At 71.3% G+C, this 19816-nt stretch carries 21 protein-coding genes and 1 pseudogene; 7 read left to right on the top strand and 15 right to left on the bottom strand.

Annotated features, from left to right (window positions below; translation table 11 throughout):
- Positions 1 to 41 precede the first annotated feature (41 nt).
- The 6 genes from BN1555_RS10275 to BN1555_RS10300 all read right to left on the bottom strand — a co-directional run bounded on the left by BN1555_RS10275 (position 42) and on the right by BN1555_RS10300 (position 5243).
- Positions 42 to 449 carry a hypothetical protein gene (locus BN1555_RS10275; RefSeq protein WP_093799094.1) on the bottom strand — a complete coding sequence of 136 codons (408 nt, stop codon included), beginning with the start codon at positions 447 to 449 and terminating at the stop codon, positions 42 to 44.
- 140 nt (positions 450 to 589) lie between these two features.
- Positions 590 to 1141, bottom strand: a complete 552-nt coding sequence (locus BN1555_RS10280) for a Clp protease N-terminal domain-containing protein (protein WP_093799095.1) — start codon at positions 1139 to 1141, stop codon at positions 590 to 592.
- Positions 1141 to 1350 (bottom strand): RNA polymerase sigma factor sigma-70 region 4 domain-containing protein, encoded by a 210-nt coding sequence (locus BN1555_RS10285; protein ID WP_093799096.1) that lies wholly within the window; start codon positions 1348 to 1350, stop codon positions 1141 to 1143. Before BN1555_RS10285 ends, BN1555_RS10280 begins: the two co-directional genes overlap by 1 nt.
- A 32-nt stretch (positions 1351 to 1382) precedes the next feature.
- The gene (locus BN1555_RS10290; RefSeq protein ID WP_093799097.1) at positions 1383 to 2786 is read right to left on the bottom strand and encodes a cellulase family glycosylhydrolase; all 1404 of its coding nucleotides are present in this window, start codon (positions 2784 to 2786) and stop codon (positions 1383 to 1385) included.
- A gap of 84 nt (positions 2787 to 2870) precedes the next feature.
- Entirely contained in the window at positions 2871 to 3842 is a 972-nt protein-coding gene (locus BN1555_RS10295) for a zinc-binding dehydrogenase (RefSeq protein ID WP_176710012.1), read from the bottom strand.
- A gap of 165 nt (positions 3843 to 4007) precedes the next feature.
- Entirely contained in the window at positions 4008 to 5243 is a 1236-nt protein-coding gene (locus BN1555_RS10300) for an NAD(P)-dependent malic enzyme (protein WP_093799098.1), read from the bottom strand.
- A 523-nt stretch (positions 5244 to 5766) separates the two neighbouring features.
- Between BN1555_RS10300 and BN1555_RS10305 the strand changes: the two genes are divergently transcribed.
- From BN1555_RS10305 to BN1555_RS10315, 3 genes are read left to right on the top strand one after another with little or no spacing between them, the layout of a single operon-like run.
- Positions 5767 to 6723, top strand: coding sequence for an ABC transporter substrate-binding protein (locus tag BN1555_RS10305; protein WP_093799099.1), 957 nt, complete (start codon positions 5767 to 5769; stop codon positions 6721 to 6723).
- A gap of 45 nt (positions 6724 to 6768) precedes the next feature.
- The gene (locus tag BN1555_RS10310; RefSeq protein ID WP_093799100.1) at positions 6769 to 7740 is read left to right on the top strand and encodes an amino acid ABC transporter permease; all 972 of its coding nucleotides are present in this window, start codon (positions 6769 to 6771) and stop codon (positions 7738 to 7740) included.
- A 1-nt stretch (position 7741) separates the two neighbouring features.
- On the top strand, positions 7742 to 8503 hold the full coding sequence (locus BN1555_RS10315) for an amino acid ABC transporter ATP-binding protein (protein ID WP_093799101.1): 762 nt from the start codon (positions 7742 to 7744) through the stop codon (positions 8501 to 8503).
- 63 nt (positions 8504 to 8566) lie between these two features.
- Here the strand turns inward: BN1555_RS10315 and BN1555_RS10320 are convergent, their stop codons facing one another.
- Positions 8567 to 9337: a class I SAM-dependent methyltransferase gene (locus BN1555_RS10320; protein ID WP_093799102.1), complete on the bottom strand. Its 771-nt coding sequence runs from the start codon at positions 9335 to 9337 to the stop codon at positions 8567 to 8569.
- Between the two features lie 86 nt (positions 9338 to 9423).
- On the opposite strand from BN1555_RS10320, the gene BN1555_RS10325 reads away from it, so the two are divergent.
- Entirely contained in the window at positions 9424 to 10053 is a 630-nt protein-coding gene (locus BN1555_RS10325; RefSeq protein WP_093799103.1) for a CGNR zinc finger domain-containing protein, read from the top strand.
- Here BN1555_RS10325 and sodX read toward each other — a convergent pair.
- On the bottom strand, positions 9957 to 10382 hold the full coding sequence (gene sodX / locus BN1555_RS10330) for a nickel-type superoxide dismutase maturation protease (protein ID WP_093799104.1): 426 nt from the start codon (positions 10380 to 10382) through the stop codon (positions 9957 to 9959). The two genes, BN1555_RS10325 and sodX, sit on opposite strands and share 97 nt — an antisense overlap.
- Before the next feature lie 144 nt (positions 10383 to 10526).
- Here sodX and sodN point away from each other — a divergent pair, with 144 nt between their 5' ends.
- On the top strand, positions 10527 to 10922 hold the full coding sequence (sodN, locus tag BN1555_RS10335) for a superoxide dismutase, Ni (RefSeq protein ID WP_093799105.1): 396 nt from the start codon (positions 10527 to 10529) through the stop codon (positions 10920 to 10922).
- Positions 10923 to 11412: 490 nt separating this feature from the next.
- Here the strand turns inward: sodN and BN1555_RS10340 are convergent, their stop codons facing one another.
- The 3 genes and pseudogenes from BN1555_RS10340 to BN1555_RS10350 form a co-directional block, all read right to left on the bottom strand.
- A complete protein-coding gene (locus tag BN1555_RS10340; protein ID WP_255305971.1) occupies positions 11413 to 12693 on the bottom strand; it encodes a winged helix DNA-binding domain-containing protein in 1281 nt (426 codons plus the stop codon).
- A 143-nt stretch (positions 12694 to 12836) separates the two neighbouring features.
- Positions 12837 to 13718 (bottom strand): SDR family oxidoreductase, encoded by an 882-nt coding sequence (locus BN1555_RS10345; RefSeq protein WP_093799106.1) that lies wholly within the window; start codon positions 13716 to 13718, stop codon positions 12837 to 12839.
- Positions 13719 to 13811: 93 nt separating this feature from the next.
- Positions 13812 to 14770 (bottom strand): annotated as a pseudogene (locus tag BN1555_RS10350) (DMT family transporter).
- 92 nt (positions 14771 to 14862) lie between these two features.
- Here BN1555_RS10350 and BN1555_RS10355 point away from each other — a divergent pair.
- Positions 14863 to 15501 carry a TetR/AcrR family transcriptional regulator gene (locus BN1555_RS10355; RefSeq protein ID WP_255305972.1) on the top strand — a complete coding sequence of 213 codons (639 nt, stop codon included), beginning with the start codon at positions 14863 to 14865 and terminating at the stop codon, positions 15499 to 15501.
- Between the two features lie 367 nt (positions 15502 to 15868).
- Here the strand turns inward: BN1555_RS10355 and BN1555_RS10360 are convergent, their stop codons facing one another.
- Together BN1555_RS10360 and BN1555_RS10365 are read right to left on the bottom strand one after the other, a co-directional pair.
- Positions 15869 to 16618 carry a DUF6304 family protein gene (locus BN1555_RS10360; protein ID WP_255305973.1) on the bottom strand — a complete coding sequence of 250 codons (750 nt, stop codon included), beginning with the start codon at positions 16616 to 16618 and terminating at the stop codon, positions 15869 to 15871.
- 10 nt (positions 16619 to 16628) lie between these two features.
- Positions 16629 to 17246, bottom strand: a complete 618-nt coding sequence (locus BN1555_RS10365) for a dihydrofolate reductase family protein (RefSeq protein WP_093799107.1) — start codon at positions 17244 to 17246, stop codon at positions 16629 to 16631.
- 140 nt (positions 17247 to 17386) lie between these two features.
- On the opposite strand from BN1555_RS10365, the gene BN1555_RS10370 reads away from it, so the two are divergent.
- Complete coding sequence (locus BN1555_RS10370; protein WP_093799108.1) at positions 17387 to 17962, top strand: TetR/AcrR family transcriptional regulator; 576 nt, start codon at positions 17387 to 17389, stop codon at positions 17960 to 17962.
- Positions 17963 to 17976: 14 nt separating this feature from the next.
- Here the strand turns inward: BN1555_RS10370 and BN1555_RS10375 are convergent, their stop codons facing one another.
- Complete coding sequence (locus tag BN1555_RS10375) at positions 17977 to 18567, bottom strand: GNAT family N-acetyltransferase (RefSeq protein WP_093799109.1); 591 nt, start codon at positions 18565 to 18567, stop codon at positions 17977 to 17979.
- A 127-nt stretch (positions 18568 to 18694) separates the two neighbouring features.
- The gene (locus tag BN1555_RS10380) at positions 18695 to 19738 is read right to left on the bottom strand and encodes a family 2 encapsulin nanocompartment cargo protein polyprenyl transferase (RefSeq protein WP_176710265.1); all 1044 of its coding nucleotides are present in this window, start codon (positions 19736 to 19738) and stop codon (positions 18695 to 18697) included.
- Positions 19739 to 19816 lie beyond the last annotated feature (78 nt).

Below are 19816 nucleotides of genomic sequence, written 5' to 3' on the forward strand. Positions count from 1 at the left end.
GTGAGGGGGGCGCCGTCCCGCGCCCCGCGGCCGTCCGCCGCTCAGTACAGCGACCAGCCCCGGCCGTCGTGGCGGGACTTCTTGCCGCCGTCGCCCGGCGCAGCGCGACGCTCCTCGTCGATGCGGTTCTGCTCCTCGGCGATGCTCCGCTCGCCCTCGGCGGCGAGCGCCTCGCGTTCGGCCTCGGAGAGCGCCGCCCACCTCTCGGCCATGGGTGCCGCCTGCGCGACGAGCTGGTCGGAGTAGGCCGACACGTTCACCGCGTCCCGCAGGCCCGAGCGCCCCGAGAGGACTTCCCGGGCCATCTCCCTGAGGGCCTCACCGCCCCGTCCCGAGGCGAGCTCCTCCAGGGACTTGCGCAGCACTCTCGCCTGCGCGGGGTCCTGCCCGCTCATCTCAAGGAATTCGGATTCGTCGACCCGCCTGGTCGACTCCGGCCCCTCGGCCACGTGCCCTCCCGGTGCGTGGGTCACAACCTGTCCTGCTGACGTGCGGGTACGAAGCTACCCACTCACCGGCCACACCTCGAATGCGCTGCCGTCACAGAAGTGTCACAGGGCCCGTCCGCCGGACGGGCCCGGGGTGCTTCCTAAGCCGCCTCCGACAGCGCACGCTCCACCGCGCCGTACGTCGCGCCGTACTCCGTCAGTACGTCGGCCACCGGGCCCGGCTGCGTGGTCAGCGCCAGCAGCAGGTGCTCGTCGCCGATGTGCCGGTCGCCGCGGCCCAGCGCGACGCGCAGGGACTTCTCCAGTACGTCCTTCGCCTGCCGCGTGAAGGGGCGGCGCCCCGTCAGCAGGCCCCGTCTCGGACCGCGTCCGGCCCGCATCGCACCCTCGCCGTGCGCCTCCTCCACCTTCGAGACGATCTCCACGACGTCGATGCCGATCCCGGCGAGCGCCTCCTGGTCGGCCTTCGAGAGGCCGCCCCGGCGCCGCGCCTCGGCCAGCGCCCGTGCCACCGCTTCCCGGCGCCCGGTGATCCCCAGCGAGGTGAGGACGGAGGACGAGCGCGTGCCCTCCTGATCCAGCAGGGCCAGCAGCAGGTGCTCCTCGGTGACCGAGTCCGCGTCCGCCCGTTCCGCCCGGGTGACCGCGCCCTTCACCACGCCCCGGGCACTCTTCGTGAACCGCTCGAACATCAATGCCTCCCGTGCTTCTTGTGGACGGCCTGCCGGCTGACGCCCAGCTCGGACGCGATCTCCTGCCACGACCAGCCCTTGGCGCGGGCGCTTCTCACTTGCACGGCTTCGAGCTGCTCCAGCAGCCGCCGCAGTGCGGCGACGGCGCGCAGCCCGACCCGGGGGTCGTGATCGCCCGCGCGCTCGGCGAGATCCGTTGCGTCGGTCATGCATGTCAACTTACGTTGACGCACCGGGGTTGTCAACCATGGTTGACGCCACGGGGGGGGCGGGGACCGGCCGGAGCGACCGTCACGGAGATCCGCGCGCCCGGCCGGGCGTGGACACTCTCCCCTCGCACCCACGCCGCCCCGGTCGCCTCCACCCGCCAGTCACGGGCGCGCGACGGCAGCGACAGCTCGGTGACGCCGCGCCCCGAGGCGACGTACGACAGGCGGTAGGTGCGGGTCGCGGGGTCGTACGACTCCCCGCGCACCCGGCCGGCGACGGCGGGCGCGTACGGCGACGCCGTCTGCTCCTTGTTCGTACGGAACCCCCCCGCCCCGTCCACCGCGCAGTAGCCGCCGCCGTAGCACCACACGTAGCCCGCCCAGCCGGAGCTGTAGCGGTTCATGGAGGCGAGCGCCTCGCGGTGGAAGCGCCCCATGTTCGGGAGGGAGTTGTTGAGCGGGCCCCACTCCCCGACGACCACCGGAATGCCGTGCTCCTTCGGGTACGCCGTCACCGCGGCCTCGTACGACTCGATCCAGCCGGCCGCCGGGTCGTAGTCGGCGCCCGCCTCCATCGCGGTGTTGTAGAAGTGCGGGGCGTACACGACCCGGGGGTCGTCGATCCTCCCGAGGCCGGTCTCCACCCCCTCGCCCACGATCGGCGTCGGCTCGACGAACACCCAGGTGTCGCGGTCGACCGAACGCACCGCGTCCGCCAGCCGGTTGTGCATCGGTGTGATCTGGTCGCGCTCGATGCGGCGGGCGGCCGCGGGAAGGTCCTCGCCCTCCCTCAGCTCCCCCATCGGCTCGTTGATCAGGTCGTACCCGAGCACCGCCGGATGGTCCTCGAACCGGTCGGCGAGGACCCGCCACATGGCGGCCTGCGCGCGCTGGAGGTCCGGGTCCTCGTAGAGGTGGGTGAAGGCGCGCTGCACGGCCGGCTGGAAGTACTCGGAGAACCAGTCGTCGGGGCTGGGCGTGAACGGCAGCCCGTCGGTGCGCGTCGCCCACTCCGGGATGCCGCGGTGGCCGAAGGCGGGGCCGAAGACGTCCTGGTGGGCGTCGATCAGCACCTGGACGCCGTACTTCCCGGCCCAGTCCAGGATCCGCTCGATCCTGCGGAGGTACGCAGCGCTGTACTGCCCGCGCCGGGGCTCCAGGTCGTCCCAGAAGACGAGGAGGCGGGCGAAGTTGAAGCCGCGGGCGTTCAGGTCGCGGAAGTGCTTCTCGGTGATGGCGGAGAGCGCCTTGTCGCCGCGGTTCGCCTTGTCCTCGACGTTCCAGCCGCGCAGGGTGAGGACGCGCCCGCGGTCGTCGGTGAGCCGCGGGATCCCGTCGCCGCTGCCGCTCCCCCCGCCGGGGCCATGTTCGCGCGCGCCGGCCGCCGGGGCGAGGGCCCCGGCGACCAGCGCGACCGTACAGACAACTGCGCCCATTTTGCGGACAGTTCGCACAGGAAACCCTCCGGCACCACGTCGTCGTCGCGTGCCGGAGAGCACATCAGCAGAACCGGCGCCCCATCAAGGGGTCGTCAGCACGATCTTCCCGAAGAGGTCGCCGCCCGCCATCCGCTCGAAGCCCTCGCGGGCGCGGTCCAGGGGCAGCACCTCGTCGATGACCGGGCGTACGCCCGTCGCCGCGCAGAAGGAGAGCAGGTCCTCCAGCTCGTCCTTGGAACCCATCGTCGAGCCGACGACCCTGAGCTCCAGGAAGAAGATCCGGTTGAGCTCGGCGGACGGCGGGTTCGGGCCGCTCGTCGCCCCCGAGATCACCAGCGTGCCGCCGGGCCGCAGGGACTTCACCGAGTGCGACCAGGTGGCGGCGCCGACGGTCTCGATCACCGCGTCCACCCGCTGCGGCAGCCGCGCGCCCGGCTCGAACGCCTCCACCGCGCCCAGCTCGACCGCCCGCTTGCGCTTGGCCTCGTCGCGGCTGGTGGCGTACACCCGCAGGCCCGCCGCCCTGCCGAGCACGATCGCGGCGGTCGCGACACCGCCGCCCGCACCCTGGACGAGGACACTGTCGCCGGGGCGTACGCCGGCGTTGGTGAAGAGCATCCGGTACGCCGTGAGCCAGGCGGTCGGCAGGCACGCGGCCTCCGTGAACGACAGCTCCCTGGGCTTGGGCAGCACGTTCCACGCCGGGACGGTGACCTGTTCGGCGAAGGTGCCCTGGTACTTCTCGGTCAGGATCGACCGCTTCTCGCGCGGCCCCACGCCGTGCCCGGTCTCGCCGATGACGGAGTGCACGACGACCTCGTTGCCGTCGGCGTCGATTCCGGCGGCGTCGCAGCCGAGGATCATCGGCAGGGCTTCCTCGCCGAGCCCGACGCCGCGCAGCGACCAGAGGTCGTGGTGGTTGAGGGAGGCGGCCTTGACGGTGACGGTGGTCCAGCCGGGCTTCGCCTCGGGCGCCGGGCGTTCGCCCAGTTCGAGGCCGTTCAGCGGCTGGTCGCGGTCGATGCGGGCGGCGTAGGCGGCGAACATGACCATGACGATAGGGCGGCCCGCCGCGCGACGGAACCACGCACGGGTGTGACACGCGTCGCTCACACGAGCGGGGGCAGGGTGTGGAGCACCCGCACGCCCCAAAGGCGAGGGCCGTGCCGCGCCCCCTCACGGGGACACGGCACGGCCCGTCACAGGCGGAGCCGGTGGCTACCGTCGCGCGACACCCTCCGCGCGAGCCGCCGCCGCCACGGCCGCCGTGACGGCCGGAGCGACGCGCTCGTCGAAGGGGGACGGGATGACGTAGTCCGCGGCCAGCGCGTCGCCGACGACGTCCGCCAGCGCGTTCGCCGCCGCGATCTTCATGCCTTCGGTGATGCGGGAGGCCCGCACCTGGAGCGCGCCCGCGAAGATCCCCGGGAAGGCCAGGACGTTGTTGATCTGGTTCGGGTAGTCGCTGCGCCCGGTGGCGACGACCGCCGCGTACCTGTGCGCGACGTCCGGGTGGACCTCGGGGTTCGGGTTGGCCATGGCGAACACGAACGACTGCGGCGCCATCGAGGCCACCGCGGGCTCCGGCACCGTACCGCCGGAGACGCCGATGAAGACGTCGGCACCGGCCAGCGCGGACTCCAGCGAGCCGGTCAGCCCGGCCCGGTTCGTGATCTCGGCCAGCTCCCGCTTGACGTCCGTCAGGTCCTCGCGGTCCCGGCTGACGATGCCCTTGCGGTCCGCCACCGCCACGTCACCGAGCCCCGCCGCCAGCAGGAACTTCGCGATGGCGACCCCGGCCGCACCCGCGCCCGAGATCACCGCGCGAAGGTCGCCGAGCGTACGGCCGGTGAGCCGGGCGGCGTTGCGCAGCGCGGCCAGGGTGACCACGGCGGTGCCGTGCTGGTCGTCGTGGAAGACCGGAATGTCCAGCTCCTCCTGGAGCCGGCGCTCGATCTCGAAGCAGCGCGGCGCCGAGATGTCCTCCAGGTTCACACCCCCGAAGGACGGGGCGAGCCGCACGACGGTCTCGATGATCTCGTCCGTGTCGGTCGTCGCGAGCGCGATCGGGACCGCGTCCACGCCGCCGAACTGCTTGAAAAGAATCGCCTTGCCCTCCATGACGGGGAGCGAGGCCTCGGGTCCGATGTCGCCGAGCCCGAGCACCGCCGTACCGTCCGTCACGACGGCCACGACGTTCGACTTCCACGTGTAGTCGTCGACGAGCTCGGGCTTCTCGGCGATCGCGCTGCACACCTTGGCGACGCCCGGCGTGTACGCGAGGGACAGGTCGTCCTTGTCGCGCACGGGCACGGTCGCCTGAATGGCCATTTTGCCGCCGCGGTGCAGGGCGAAGGCCGGATCGAAGGGCTCCTCCGGAGCCCCTTGCGCACCGCTGTCCGCACTGCGGTCCGTACTGCTGTCGCTGCGAGGATTGACGATCTCCGCTGCCATGTGTCTGACCCCTTAAGTCTTCATCAATTGAGGGTGGCCGCTCCTGGTTGAGGAGGGGTGGGCGGGCACCGCGTCCGTTCCCTGCGCCGGCGGTTGGCCCGCCTTGACAGGGAGGAGGTACGTACGCGCGGGCGCGCCGCACACGCGCCCTGAGCCCCGGATGAGGGGTGTAAACGTCTTTTCTACCTGACCGAAGGCACCGCCGACGAGCCCGTATCGCTCAAGTGTGACGACTCATACACGCATGTGCGGACAAGTCCGTTTGGCGACACAATTAGCATCCACATGGCGAGACGGACCGGAAATTCTCCGGCCAGAAGGGCAGTAGCCAACAGAAGATCCGGCCTTGATGTACCGGCCTGTTGGGATTCGGAGGTCACCCGTTACCCGATTTTGACATGACTCAGCACCTGAATGGGCTAGTCCGAATGGCAAGATGCCGGTAATCGCACAAGGTCGAGACACCCGAAGGTGTGTGCCCGACCGCTCGGCCACTCCCTTTTTCCCGCCGGAGGAACCAACCATGACCGCAAGCTCCACCCCTCGCTCGGCCGCCAGGAAGTCCCGGATTGCCGCGGTCGGCGCGTTCGCGGTCGCCGGCACGATGCTGCTGACCGCCTGCGGTGATCAGACCGGCTCGGGCTCGGGTACCAAGGAGACCAAGGGCACGAAGTCGTCCAGCGCCCCCCTCTTCGACAAGCTGCCGAAGAAGTACCAGGACGCCGGAAAGATCAAGGTCGGTACGGACGCCGCCTACGCTCCGATGGAGTACGAGGAGGGCGGCAGGATCGTCGGCATCGACCCCGACATCGCCGCGGCCCTCGGCAAGGAGCTCGGCGTCGAGTTCGAGTTCACCAGCGGCACCTTCGACGGTCTCATCACGTCGCTGAACACCGGCCGCCAGGACATCGTCATGTCGGCCATGAGCGACACCAAGGCCCGCCAGGAGGGCCTGGACGACAAGGGCAAGAAGGCCGGCAAGGGTGTCGACTTCGTCGACTACTTCGAGTCGGGCGTCTCGCTGCTGGTCAAGAAGGGCAACCCGGAGAACATCAAGTCCCTCGACGACCTGTGCGGCAAGAAGGTCGCCGTCCAGCGCGGCACGATCTACGAGGACACCTTCAAGGACCAGGCCAAGAAGTGCGGCAAGAAGAAGCTTGAGATCGCGTCGTTCGACACCGACGCCGAAGCGCAGACCCGCGTGAAGATCGGCGGCGCCGTGGCCGACCTCAACGACTACCCGGTCGCGGCCCACATCGCGAAGACCGCGGGCGGCGGCAAGGACTTCGAGGTCGCCGGTGACCAGATCGGCGCCGGCCCGTTCGGCATCGCCGTCAACAAGAAGAACACGGAGCTCCGCGACGCGCTCAAGGCAGCTCTGGACGCGATCATCAAGAACGGCGAGTACGAGAAGGTCCTGGAGAAGTGGGACGTCAAGGACAGCGCCGTCACCGAGGCAACCATCAACGCCGGCAAGTAGATCACGGCGTTTCCCGCCTCAAGCGTTCACTGAAGGGCAGTCACTGTGACTGACAAGTTCGACAAGGCGCCCGCCGAAGAGCCCCCCGAGGACTCCCCGGTCGCCAAGAGTGCAGCCACCACCGCTGCCACCGCTCCCCCCGAGCAGATCAAGGCCATCCCGGTCCGCCACTGGGGCCGCTGGGTCTCCGGCGTGATCGTGGTCGCGCTGCTCGGCGCGCTGGCCTACGCCTTCGCGCAGGGCAACGTCCGATGGGACACGGTCGGGGACTTCATCTTCGACGACCGCATCCTGGGCGGTATGGGCCGCACGCTGCTGATCAGCGTGCTGTCGATGGCCATCGGCCTCGTACTGGGCGTCGTCTTCGCCGTCATGCGGCTGTCGAAGAACCCCGTCACCGGCGCGGTCGCCTGGCTGTACATCTGGTTCTTCCGCGGCACTCCGGTCTTCGTGCAGCTGCTGCTGTGGTTCAACCTCGGCCTCGTCTTCGAGTACGTCAACCTCGGGCCGGTCTACAAGGACGAGATGGTCGACGTCATGACGCCGTTCATGGTCGCCCTGCTGGGCCTGGGCCTGAACGAGGGCGCGTACATGGCCGAGATCGTCCGGGCCGGCATCCAGTCGGTCGACGAGGGCCAGACCGAGGCGGCGCACGCGCTGGGCATGAACAACAGCAAGACCATGCGGCGCGTGGTGCTGCCGCAGGCGATGCGGGTGATCGTTCCGCCGACCGGCAACGAGTTCATCAACCTGCTCAAGACGTCGTCCCTGGTGGCGGTCGTCTCGTACGTCGACCTCACGCGAGCGGCACAGAACATCGGCTCCACGTCGTTCGCCGTGATGGAGCTGCTGCTCGTGGCTTCGGTCTGGTACCTCGTACTGACCAGCATCTTCAGCGTCGGCCAGTTCTACCTGGAGCGGCGTTACGCACGGGGTTCGCTGCGGACACTGCCACCCACTCCGTGGCAGAAGGTCAAGGCGAACATGCTGTCCCTCACCAGCCCCAGGGGGGTATGACATGACCGCCATGGTGAAGGCCGAGGGCGTACACAAGTCCTACGGTGCCGCACACATCCTCAAGGGCATCGACCTGGAGGTCGCCCCCCGTGAGGTGTTCTGCCTGGTCGGCCCGTCCGGCTCCGGCAAGTCCACGTTCCTGCGGTGCATCAACCACCTGGAGCAGATCAACGCCGGCCGGCTCTCGGTCGACGGCCGGCTCGTGGGCTACCGCGAGAAGGGCGACAAGCTCTACGAGCTGAAGGACAGCGAGGTCGCGGCGCACCGCCGGGACATCGGCATGGTCTTCCAGCGCTTCAACCTCTTCCCGCACATGACGGCGCTCGAAAACGTCATGGAGGCCCCGGTCCAGGTCAAGGGCGAGGCGAAGGCGGTGGCCCGTGCGCGGGCCGAGCGTCTGCTGGACCGCGTCGGCCTGGCCGACAAGGCCGGGAACTACCCGTCGCAGCTCTCCGGCGGCCAGCAGCAGCGCGTGGCGATCGCCCGCGCGCTGGCGATGGAGCCGAAGCTGATGCTCTTCGACGAGCCGACGTCGGCGCTCGACCCCGAGCTGGTGGGCGACGTGCTCGACGTGATGCGCGGTCTCGCCGAGGACGGTATGACGATGATCGTCGTCACGCACGAGATGGGCTTCGCCCGCGAGGTCGGCGACGCGCTGGTCTTCATGGACGACGGCGTGGTGGTCGAGGCGGGCAACCCGCGCGACGTCCTGACCAACCCGCAGCACGACCGCACCAAGGCATTCCTGTCGAAGGTGCTGTAGCTGAACACGAGAGGGCGGTACGGACCGGATGGTCCGTACCGCCCTCTCGCGTGTCTGTCCCCGCTACTTCACGGCCAGCACCAGCACGTCCGAGGGCGAGCGCCACACGGCCCGCGCCTCCGCGAACCCGCCGGTCTCGCGCAGGGTCCGCGCGTGCCACTCGGCGCTCGGGGTGTCGCCGTCGGCGTGCTCGCCGTAGATCTCGAACCGCTTGGCGGTCGGCTCCGCGAGTACGGGGTCCTTGGCGGCCAGGGCCCACCACTCGGCCCAGTCCACCGCGCCCCCGGCCTTGGCCCGGTCCATCTGCGCGTGGCGGTGGGCCCGCTCGGCCGCGTTGATGCGCGGGGTGGTCCCGTCGATCATGTGGTCGGCGTTCATGAAGACGCCGCCGGCCCGCACCAGGCCGCCGAGCTGCCCGTACAGGGTGGTGAGCGGATCACTGTGCAGCCAGTGCAGCGCGGTGGCCGTGAGGACGGCGTCGTACGACTCGTGCGGCAGCGCACGGGTCCACTCCGGGTCCTTCAGGTCGGCCGTCACGAAGGTGACCCGCTCGTCCCCCTCGAAGTACCCCTGGGCGATGGCGAGCAGTGCCGGGTCGAGGTCGACGCCCGTACTGGTGGCCTTCGGGAACCGCTTGAGCAGCCGGTCCGTGATACTTCCCGTACCGCACGCCAGATCCAGCACCCTCGGCTCGGGGCCGACCAGCGCCTCGACCATGTCCAGCATCACCCGGAACCGCTCCTCGCGGTCGGGCATGTACCACTCCTGCTGCCGGTCCCAGCTCTCCTGCCAGGCCGCCCAGTCGGTTCCCGCCGCCGCGTCCGTCTCCGCCATCAGAACTCCTCCACTCCATTCCGTAATACCCTCGAAGCAGAACCACCCATTACGCAGACTTTAGACCGCCCCCGTAAGGACTACAAGTGGAACTGGCCTATTACTCGGACTATGCCGTGCGCCTGGTCAACAGCGAGGAGCCGGCCCGCAACAAGGACACCCTCACGTCGGTGGAGGCGGTCCGATCCCTCTTCGGCGGCAACACGTCGGCGGGCCGCCGCGCCACGGACGCGGACGTCACCCGCTTCCGGTCCGTACGGGCCCGCCTGCGCGCGGTCTTCGAGGCCGCGGACGCGGGCGACGAGACGCTCGCCGTCGACCTGCTGAACTCGCTCCTGCTGGAGTTCCCGGTCAGCCCGCAGATCTCCGGCCACGGGACGCTCAAGGAGGACGGCCGCCCCGACTGGCACATGCATCTCGCCGACCACCCGTCCAACGTGACCGCCGGTTACGCCGCCATCGCCTCGATGGGTCTCGCCTTCCACCTCACCGAGCACGGCGCGGACCGCCTCGGCCTGTGCCAGGCGGCCCCGTGCCGCAACGCCTATCTGGACACGTCCACCAACCGCTCGCGCCGCTACTGCTCCGACCGCTGCGCGACCCGCGCCAACGTCGCCGCCTACCGCGCGCGCAAGCGCCTGGAGACGGAGCGGTCGGCGAGCACGGGGCGCACGGCCGACACCAGCCAGGACAGCACCACCCCGACCGACCTCTGACGCCCGGCCCGGATCGGCCGGTACCGCGCCCGTACCCGCCCCAGCACCAGCTCGGCCGGCACCGCGCCGAAGGCCCGGCTGTCCACGACCTCGGCGTCCGGGTTGTCGCCGAGCACCCACCAGCCGGCGTCACGCCGCTCGGCCAGCCGCTTCACGATGAGCAGGTCCTGCTGGAGGGGGTGGCGCAGTACGGCCACATCGCCCGGCCGCAGCGTCGCTCCGTAGTGCACGAGCAGCTGATCGCGGTGCAGCAGCGTCGGCACCATGGAAAGGCCCGTCACCTCGGCCACCCCGAACCTCGCGGTCGGTTCCTGCCCCTGATCCACCATCCGGCACCTCCCGGTCCGATCCTCCACCGGTCCCATACTGACCCTGGACTTTTGACCTAAGCCCATGGGGGCACCCGCGAAAAGCCCTCCCCCACGGAGTAATGTCGCCCCTGAGAAGACGATCACGAGGAAGGAAGCTCTTACATGCTCTCCCGCCTGTTTGCCCCCAAGGTCAAGGTCAGCGCACACTGCGACCTGCCCTGCGGCGTGTACGACCCGGCCCAGGCCCGCATCGAGGCCGAGTCGGTCAAGGCCACGCAGGAAAAGATGCAGGCCAACGATGACGCGCACTTCCAGGCGCGCGCCACGGTCATCAAGGAGCAGCGCGCGGAGCTCGCCAAGCACCACGTCTCGGTGCTGTGGAGCGACTACTTCAAGCCCCCGCACTTCGAGAAGTACCCGGAGCTGCACCAGCTCGTCAACGACGCCCTCAAGGCACTCAGCGCCGCCAAGGCCTCGACCGACCCGGCGACGGGCCAGAAGGCGCTGGACTACATCGCCGAGATCGACAAGATCTTCTGGGAGACCAAGAAGGCTTGACCGGGCCCGGGCCGCCCGTCCCGCGCCCGCGCGGGACGCAGCGCCCACCCCTGTCCGCACCCGGTCCGCGGGCCGCCGTCCACGGCGGTCATGACGGAGCGGGTGCGGTCTTCTTTTTCCCGGCCGCGGGCGGGCATGGACCCGCAGTGTGATGACGGCGGACACATGGCCGGGTACGAGCTGGACCTGCTTCACGTTCGTCCCGCCTGCGATGAGGGCAGGCTCTTCGCGGCCCCGCACCTGCCCTGCCTTGCCCCGTACAGCCGCCGAACGGCACGAGCCACAGGCGGGAGCAGCCGAGGAAACCCCCCGCCACCTCCGGACGGACCACCGGCAGACCGCCGAACCGGCCTTGGCGGACCCCACCCGACGCGCCCTGTCCGGCCACGTCCTGCCGTCTCGACGAGCCCGGTCCGGAAGCCGTCGGGCAACGCCTTGAGTCGGATCAGGCGGTGATCGGGTGCCGGCACCCAGCGGCATCCAGCCGCGCTCACCGATGAGCGGCCGGCACTGCCGCGAGGCCCTCTTGCAGGTCCTTGACGAAGTACTCGGGAACCTCCAGTGACGGGAAATGCCCCCCGCTTCCGGGCGACCCCCATCGGACGATCTGCCGGTACCGCTCCTGCGCCCAGCCGGGAACCTGCCGGCGAGGACCGTGGTGATATTGCCTCCCCAGTCGCCGCCGTGGGCTACGAAGGTGCTGTAGCCGAGCCTTCCCATCAGTTCCACCCATGCGGCCGCGATCTTTTCGGTTCCCCATCCGGTGGTGGCCGGCTTGTCGCTGCAGCCGAATCCCGGTACGGCCCACGTCCTCCAGGTAGCGGCGGACGATCTCGCCCGCCCCGTCCTGTGCCCAGCCGCCGACGATCCGGCCGTTCCACCACACGGAGGGGCCGATGTTGCCCGCGCGGTCGAAGAGGCGGGGTGCGTGCCCGCCGAGGTACCAGTCGCGTGCGTGCCAGCCCATCGGGGTCGAGTCGAGGGCGGGCAGCAGCGCGGCCCACGGCGCGGGGGCGGGCGTCGGTTCGAGGTCGTCGGGGAGCAGCAGGCCGGTGCCGCCGCCCTCCAGGTCGGTCTCGACCGGGCGCAGTCCGGCCGGGACCCGCTTGACCTGGGTCTTGGTCCACCCGGTCCACCAGCGCAGATCGTCGGCCGTGCCGGGGCCGAAGGTGCGCAGCCAGCGCCTGGCCAGGTCGGTCTCGGCTTCCCGGGTGTCCAGTTCGGCCAGGCCGTCCGGACACCACCGGGTCAGGGGTGACCAGCGGTACTGGTGGGACGTCCACGATCCACCCGGCCGACCCCGTACCGCCAGCCCTTCGGCGGCGAGCAGGAGCAGCAGACGGCTGGCGACCTTCTGGCGGCCCTCGTACGCCTTGCCCTTCGACAGCACGATCTCGGTGCCCAGCCGGGGGTCGGCCGCCGCCAGTTCCGCGGCCGTGACCTCACCCCCGGCCTCCAGCGCCGCCAGCGCCGCCCGCTCGGCTCCCGCGAGCCACTCCTCGGTGCCGGCCGCGTCGGCGGCGACGCCCGTGGCGGCCAGGAGCTCCAGCAGCTTGCGGCGCTCGCGCGCGGCCACCGCGCGCGAGCAGGCCGCCTGGACGACCGGGGCGACGTCGAGGGAGGTGACGAACACCGTGCGGCGCATGCCGAGCAGCCGCAGCAGCGAGCGGTCCTCGTACAGCGCGCGTTCGACGTCCGCGACGCCGCCCGCCCTCATCCGTACCAGTGCGCCGAGATGGACGGACGACGGATCGGTGCCGTGCAGCGCCACCGGTCGCGCGCGACCTCCACCGGGTCGTCGGACCTTGCCTCCACCGCCAGCCGGTGCCGCCACGCCAGACGTGCCCTGCGCTCGGCCGTGTCCACCCGCGTCCGCGTTCGCATGGGACCGGACCCTAACGGACCCGGCCGCCCCTAATCGAGCAAGTGCCGGTAGCTGCCGGGGTTTTCGCGGAGGAACTCGGCGAAGTCGGTGGCCGGACGGCCGGTCAGGCGGGGCACGGCGTCGGATACGGCCTCCATCTCGCCGTTCGCGATGGCCTCGTACGACGACACCCAGCCCTCGACCTCCCACGGCTCGGCGCCGTACACCGCCCGCGAGGCGTACGCCTCCTCACGCGTCTGAGGTACGTAGGTGACCGGGCGTCCGGCGGCCCGGCTCAGCTCCGCCGCGATCTCGGCGAACGACAGGGCCCGGGGGCCGGTCAGGTCGTACGTGGCGCCTTCGTGACCGCCGCGGCCCTCGACCTCGGCGAGGAGTACGGCGGTCGCCGCGTCCGCGATGTCCTCGTGCGCGACGGCCGAGACGCGGCCTTCACCGCCCGGACCGCGGATCACGCCGTCCTTCCCCGCCATGGCGGGGAAAGCGGCCTGGTAGAAGCTGTCGCGCAGGAAGGTGTGGGGCACGCCGGTGGCACGGATGTGCTGCTCGGTGTGCCAGTGGTCGCGGGCGAAGGTGAACGTCGCGTCCGGTGCCGCTCCCAGGAACGACACGTACACGATCCGCTCGACGCCCGCCGCGACGGCCGCGTCCACAACGCTCCTGTGCTCGCGCACGCGGTCGGCGCTCTCGTGCGCGGAGACGAGGAAGAGCGTGCGGGCACCGTCCACGGCGGCGCGGACCGCCTGTGCGTCGCCGTAGGAGGCGGGCGGCGCCTTGACCGCGCCGGGCAGGTCGGGCAGCCGGGAGGGATCGCGGCCGAGGAGCCGCTGGGAGATGCCGGCGCCGGCGAGACGGCGTGCGACGCGGCCGCCGATCCCACCGCTCGCTCCGGTGACGGCGATGGCTGGAATCATGAGGATGTCCTTTGCTGCTGATTGCGCTTCCGCCGGTACGGCGGCGAACCGCCGGGCACGCCGGGCGGCGGTGGTGGCCGCCCCCTTACAGCGTCAATGGACTTCGGCCGGGGAGCATTCCTTCGCACGGTGACGGGCACCGTCACCATCACCGTCGCCACCTCCGCCCTTGCCTCCGCCTCCGCGTCCGTCTCCGTGTCCGCTCCGGACGATCACAACGGCGGCCAGGCCGGCCACCAGTCCCACGGCGGTCTGCGCGCCGAAGGGCTCGCCGAACACCAGGGCGCCCCAGACCGCGGTGACCGGTGCCATCAGGAACATGAGCGTGCTGACCGCGGTCACCCCGGAGCGCCGCAGGACCAGCCGGTACAGGCCGTACCCCCCGAGCGTGGCGAGCACCACGAGCCGGCCGACCGCCGGCCAGAACGACGGTTCGGCGGGCGGCAGCGCGGCGCCGGCGGCCGTGGCGAGGGCGGTGAAGAGGACGGCGCTGGTGGCGCAGTGGACGGTCATCGCCACCGAGGGCGCGGCCGGTGTACGGGAGCGTCCTTCCAGGAACGTCGCCGCGACCAGGGACAGCATGCCGAGGAACGGAATCGCGTACGCCCATGGAGCGACGCCTTCAGTGGCCCCCGCGTCGGCGTGACCATCGCCACGCCACTCACGCCGAGGCGCAGACCGAGCCACTGCCGTGCCGAGACGTACTGGTGCAGGAGCGGGCCCGCGAGAGCTCCCGCGACCAGCGGCTGGGTGCCGTCGCTCAGGGCGGTGGTGCCGCTGGAGACGCCCCGCTGGATCGCGTAGTAGACGGTGAGCGGGTAGCCGCTCCGGGAGAGCGCGCCGATCACCGACTGGCGCAGCAGGTCGCGGGCGGTCGGGCCGCGCCACGCGGTTCTGGTGGGGGTGACGGCGACCGCGGCCAGGACGGCGGCCGGCCGCAGGAAGCGCCACATCAGGATGGTCACCGCGTCGGCGCTTCCCGCACCGAGCCTGGCTCCGATGAACCCGGAGCTCCAGCAGAGCACGAATGCGCCGGACAGCGGAACGTTCACAGGAGCCACCACCTCTCGCGGGTATACAGGACGGTCTACCCCCACGGGGCGGCACTATACAGATCGGTATAGTGGGTGGATATGGTGGGGACATGAGCAGCAGCACCGTGAAGCCCCGCCGCATCGCCATGACCCTCGGCGCGCAGCGCGCCCTGGACGCGGCTTCGCGCCTCTTCTACGAGCGCGGCATCCACGCCGTGGGGGTCGACCTGATCGCCGCGGAGGCGGGCGTCACCAAGAAGACGCTCTACGACCGCTTCGGCTCCAAGGAGCAGATCGTCGTGGAGTACCTCGCCGCCCGGGACGAGCGCTGGCGGGCCTTCCTGGTCGAGCAGCTGGAGTCCGTACAGGATCCCGCGGACAGGATCCTGGCCGTCTTCGACGCCTCGCGCACGTGGGCGCGCGAGAGGAGCCCCAGGGGGTGCGGCATGGTCAACGCGCGCGCCGAGATCAGCGACCCGTCCCACCCGGCGTACGCGATCATCACCGGCCAGAAGAAGTGGATGCTCGCCCTCTTCACCGACCTCGCCCGGGGCGTCGGCGACAACCGGGGCGCAGGCAGCAATCGGGGCAAGGACCGGAGCGGAGACCGGGACGGGGCGGCCCGGCTGGGCGGCATCCTCACGCTGCTCCACGAGGGAGCGCTCGTCACACACGGCCTCGGCGTCCTCGAAGACCCCTTCACCCATGCCCGCGAGGAGGTGGAGCGCCTCGTCGGGGCCGGCGCGTAGCCCGGGGCGAGGCGCCACCAGCCGTCAGGAGAACGGCCTTGCGGGTACGGGGGCACCGTCCTGCCGGAACGGGAAGAGCCGACCTTCCGGACCGACGGCGACCGCCTCGGGGCCGGCCCGCCCACCCCGAGGACCGAGACCGTCGTCGACGGCGGGGCCGCTCCCCGGTCGGCGGTTTGGCCGACGGCCCGGTCGACGCACACGTCCGTTCCGCCCCTTACCGGGCCGGGGCTCCACCCCAGGCCCCGGACAGGCTCGACGGGGCCACTGCGGCAGTTCGGCAGGGCCACTGCGGCAGCTCTGCCCCTCCGGCCGCTCGATGACCGGGGTCACGGGGCCGGGGCCCCGGAAGGACACCCGCACCCGCCTAGCCTGCCGCCTCCGCGGCCAGGGGGTCCGACGGCCCGCAGCCGGACACCGCCCCCGCGGCTTCCTCCCGCACACACGGGAACGCACCGCGGTACCCCGTCCCGGGCCCCCGCGCCGGCCTGCGTTCGAAGTCCGGGCAGGCCCACGTCTCCTGGACGAAACCGGAGCGCAGGTCCCACAGATCGAACAGCTCCCGCTCGCCCCCGACCGCCCGGTACTCGTCCTTCGTCCTGCGGAAGCAGGCCAGGTTGCCGAACAACCCGCTCCCCGAGGGGTGGTAGTCGGAGAAGGCGCAGGAGATGCAGGCCCTCAGATACGCACCGGCCGGCAGGCGCCGCTGAATCACCGTCAGAGCGCGCTCGAAGTCGTTCTCGGCGCGCTCCGACGCGTACACCGCGCCGTCGAAGTGCAGCGCCAGTGCCAGGTGTTCGCGGTCGATGCCGCCCGAGGGAAGCGGCCGCCCGAGGGCGAGCAGACAGCTGAGGACGGCGCGGTGGACCCGCCCGTCGGCGTACACGGGTATCGGGATGTCCCACTCGAACACACAGTCGCACAACGAGCCGCCCGACAGGGTGAACCCCGCGCCGTCCGCCGGCAGCGCGGCCACCGGGTCGAGCGCGTCGAAGCTGTCACCCTCGAAGCCGACTCCCCTGATGCGGGTGCGCAACCGCTGTCCGTCCGCCGCGAAGGTGACGGCGACCGAACCCTCGCGGTCGCGGTACCAGCCGGCCCATGGCTCTCCTGTCATGACCCGGACTTTAGCCCGTACGTGCGCGGTCCCCCGAACAGCCCTGCGCCTGGCGCTTCTTGCTGTACGTCAGGACAATCGTGCCGTTGTCGAAGGTACGGGTCGATTCGAGCGCGAAGTCGAACACGCGGAACTCGGCGGAGAACACCGGGACGCCCGAGCCGGTCACGATCGGATAGACTTTGAGGACCAGCTCGTCGATCTCCTCCAGCAGCTGCGCGGCCAGATTCGCCCCGCCCGCGAGGTAGACACCGAGACCGTCCTCCTGCTTGAGCTCCCGTACCTTGGCGGCGACATCACCGGAGACGATCTCGACGTCGGGGTCGGGCGGCGTGGCGATGCTGCGCGACACGACGTACTGGCGCAGGTGCTTGTACGGGCTGGTGATCCCGGCCTCCAGGGCCGCGTCGTACGTGGCACGCCCCTGGAGCATGGTGTCGAAGTGCCTGTTCTCCAGCTCGTCGACGCCGAAGTGCCGGCGCAGGTGGGTCGGGAGGCAGTCGGGGTACTCGCCGACGAGGAAGTCCTTCAGGAAGGACTCGCCGATCGGATAGAAGTCGAAGGCGCCGCCGGGCGCCGCGATGAAGCCGTCGATGGACATGCCGACGTAGTACGTGAGCTTGCGCAAGCCGATCCTCTGGTGGGAAGACGTGGGGCACGGGAGGGTGGTGGGTGCTGCGCTTCCCGCCCACAACCACTACGGATAGAGTGCTCCACCTGTAGTGGTTGCGCAAGGCCCTTTTCGAAAAGGGAGTGGGGAGGTGCCCGATGGCCCGTAATCCGGAGCGAAGGACCGCGCTCGTCGACGCCGCGATCGAGGTGCTGGCCCTCGAAGGGGCGCGTGGGCTGACGTTCCGCGCGGTCGACGCCCGGGCCGGCTGCCCGGCCGGTACCGCGTCCAACTACTTCACCGGACGCGACGACCTGCTGACCCAGGCGGGGCGCCACATCCATGTACGGATGACCCCCGACCCGGCCCGGGTCGCCGAGGCCATGCGCCCCGCCCCCTCCCGCGCACTGGTCACCGAGCTGATGCGCTGGCTCGTGCAGCGGCAGGCGGACGAGCGCACCGGTTGCCTGGCCATGCTCGAACTGCGCCTGGAAGCCACCCGGCGCCCCGCGCTGCGCGCGGAGCTCACCGCCGCCGTCCGCGCCGCCCTCGACGACAGCGTCCGCTTCCACCTGGACGCGGGCCTGCCCGGTGACGCGGACGACGTGCTGGTGCTGTGCCTGGCCATGACCGGCCTGCTGCTCGAAGTCCTCACCCTGCCCGAGGTGCTCCCGGAGGACGAACTGAGCACGCTGGTGGAGAAGATCGTCACCCGCTCGCTGCCACCGAAGTGAGGGCCGCGGAACGGCTATGCGGCCGGCTCACGCCACATGGGCCACAGGTGAGGACCGTCCGGCAGGTCGACCGTACGGCCGGTGAAGGCGAAACCGAGACGCTCGTACAGCCTGCCGCTGCGCGCGCTGCTCGCTTCCAGATAAGCGGGTACGCCGTCGCGGTCGCAGCGGTCGAGGACGGGTTGGATCAGCGCGGTGCCGAGCCCTTCCCCCTGCCGGTCCGGGGAGACGGCGATGAGCAGCAGGTACTCGTGCGCCCGGTCGTGCGGGTGCACTTCGCCGGTCAGCCGGCCGACGATCTCGGCGCGCTCGTTGTCCGGATCGGCGGTCTCCCGCATCCGTGCCGGCGTGTCGTCCTCCTCCGGCGGGCCGGCCGGCACCTGGAGCCAGAGGGCCGTGGCGGATCCGTCCTCGGTGACGTCGACCCGCCCCTCGCGCAGTGCCACGTCGAGGAAGACACCGAGGAACGTGCCGTGCACCCGACCGCGGTGCTCACGGTCGGGGAAGACCCAGCTGCTCACCGGGTCTTCCATGAAGGCCGCGTCCAGCAACCGTACGAGCGCCTCGCGGTCGCTCTCCCCCGCCTGTCGTATCTCCACGCCCACAGTCCGGCCTCTCTTCTCCAGGATCAGGATCTGAACTGACGCAACCACCCTGACAGATCCTGGAGTTGAGGCCGACGGGCGCCCGCGGTCCCCCGCAGGCGCCCGTACCGCCCGGCGGCGTCGCCGGTCAGCGTGTCCTGCGGGTGACGAACTCGGCGAGCGCGAGCAGGTCTCCCGCCGCCCCCAGGTCGGGCACCGCGCGCGACAGATGGTGCACGGCCCGGCCCATCCGGTCCGCCGCCTGGCTCTGCGCCCAGTCCCGGCCACCCGCTCGGTCGACGGCGTCCGCCGCGCGCCGCACGGCGTCCCCGTCCAGCGGCCCCGCGTAGAGAGCGGCGAGCTCGGCGGCGGCCTCGGTGTCCGAGGCCAGCGCCGCCACCACCGGCAGCGACTTCTTGTGGGCGACCAGATCGGCGCCCGCCGGTTTGCCCGTGTGGGAGGGGTCGCCCCAGATCCCGATCAGGTCGTCGATGAGCTGGAAGGCCAGGCCCGCCTCGCGCCCGAAGGCGTCCATGGCCGCGACCTCCTCCTCGCCGGCGCCCGCGTAGAGCGCGCCGAGCGCGCACGCGCAGCCGAGCAGGGCTCCGGTCTTGGCCTCGGCCATGGTGAGGCACTCTTCGAGCGACACCTCCCGGGGCCCGCGCCGTTCGAATTCACAGTCGGCCTGCTGCCCCGCGCACAGTTCGATGACGCAGGCGGCGAGCCGCGCCGACGCACTGGCCGCCACCGGGTGCGGATCCTCGGCGAGCAGCCGCAGCGCGAGGGCGCACATCGCGTCCCCGGCGACGATCGCGTCCGGTACGCCGAACACCTTCCAGGCGGTGGGCCGGTTCCTCCGGGTCGGGTCCTCGTCGATGACGTCGTCGTGGAGCAGCGTGAAGTTGTGCGCGAGTTCCACGGCCGCCGCCGCCCGCACGGCCCGGCGGGGGTCCCCGCCGAGCGCCTGGGTGGCGGCGAGGACGAGAGCGGGCCTGATCGCCTTGCCCGCCTGCCCCGCGGCCGGGGTGCCGTCGGCCTGTTCCCAGCCGAAGTGGTACATCGCGATCCGGCGCATGGACTCGGGCAGGCTCTCCACGCCCGCGCGCAGTTGGGGGTTGACGGTACTGCGGGTCCGTTCGAGGAGGGCCGCCGCCTCGTGCCCCTCGGTGGCGGCCGCCTCCGCTCCGGTCATGGTCACGGTCACTTCCTCCAGCAGTGCTTGCACGGTGCCCCCGGCCGGGGGCACGGACCGCCGCCCGGCCGGGTGCCG

Origin of the sequence: Streptomyces sp. Wb2n-11 (genome assembly GCF_001049855.1) — a bacterium.
In the GTDB taxonomy this organism is placed as follows: domain Bacteria; phylum Actinomycetota; class Actinomycetes; order Streptomycetales; family Streptomycetaceae; genus Streptomyces; species Streptomyces altiplanensis.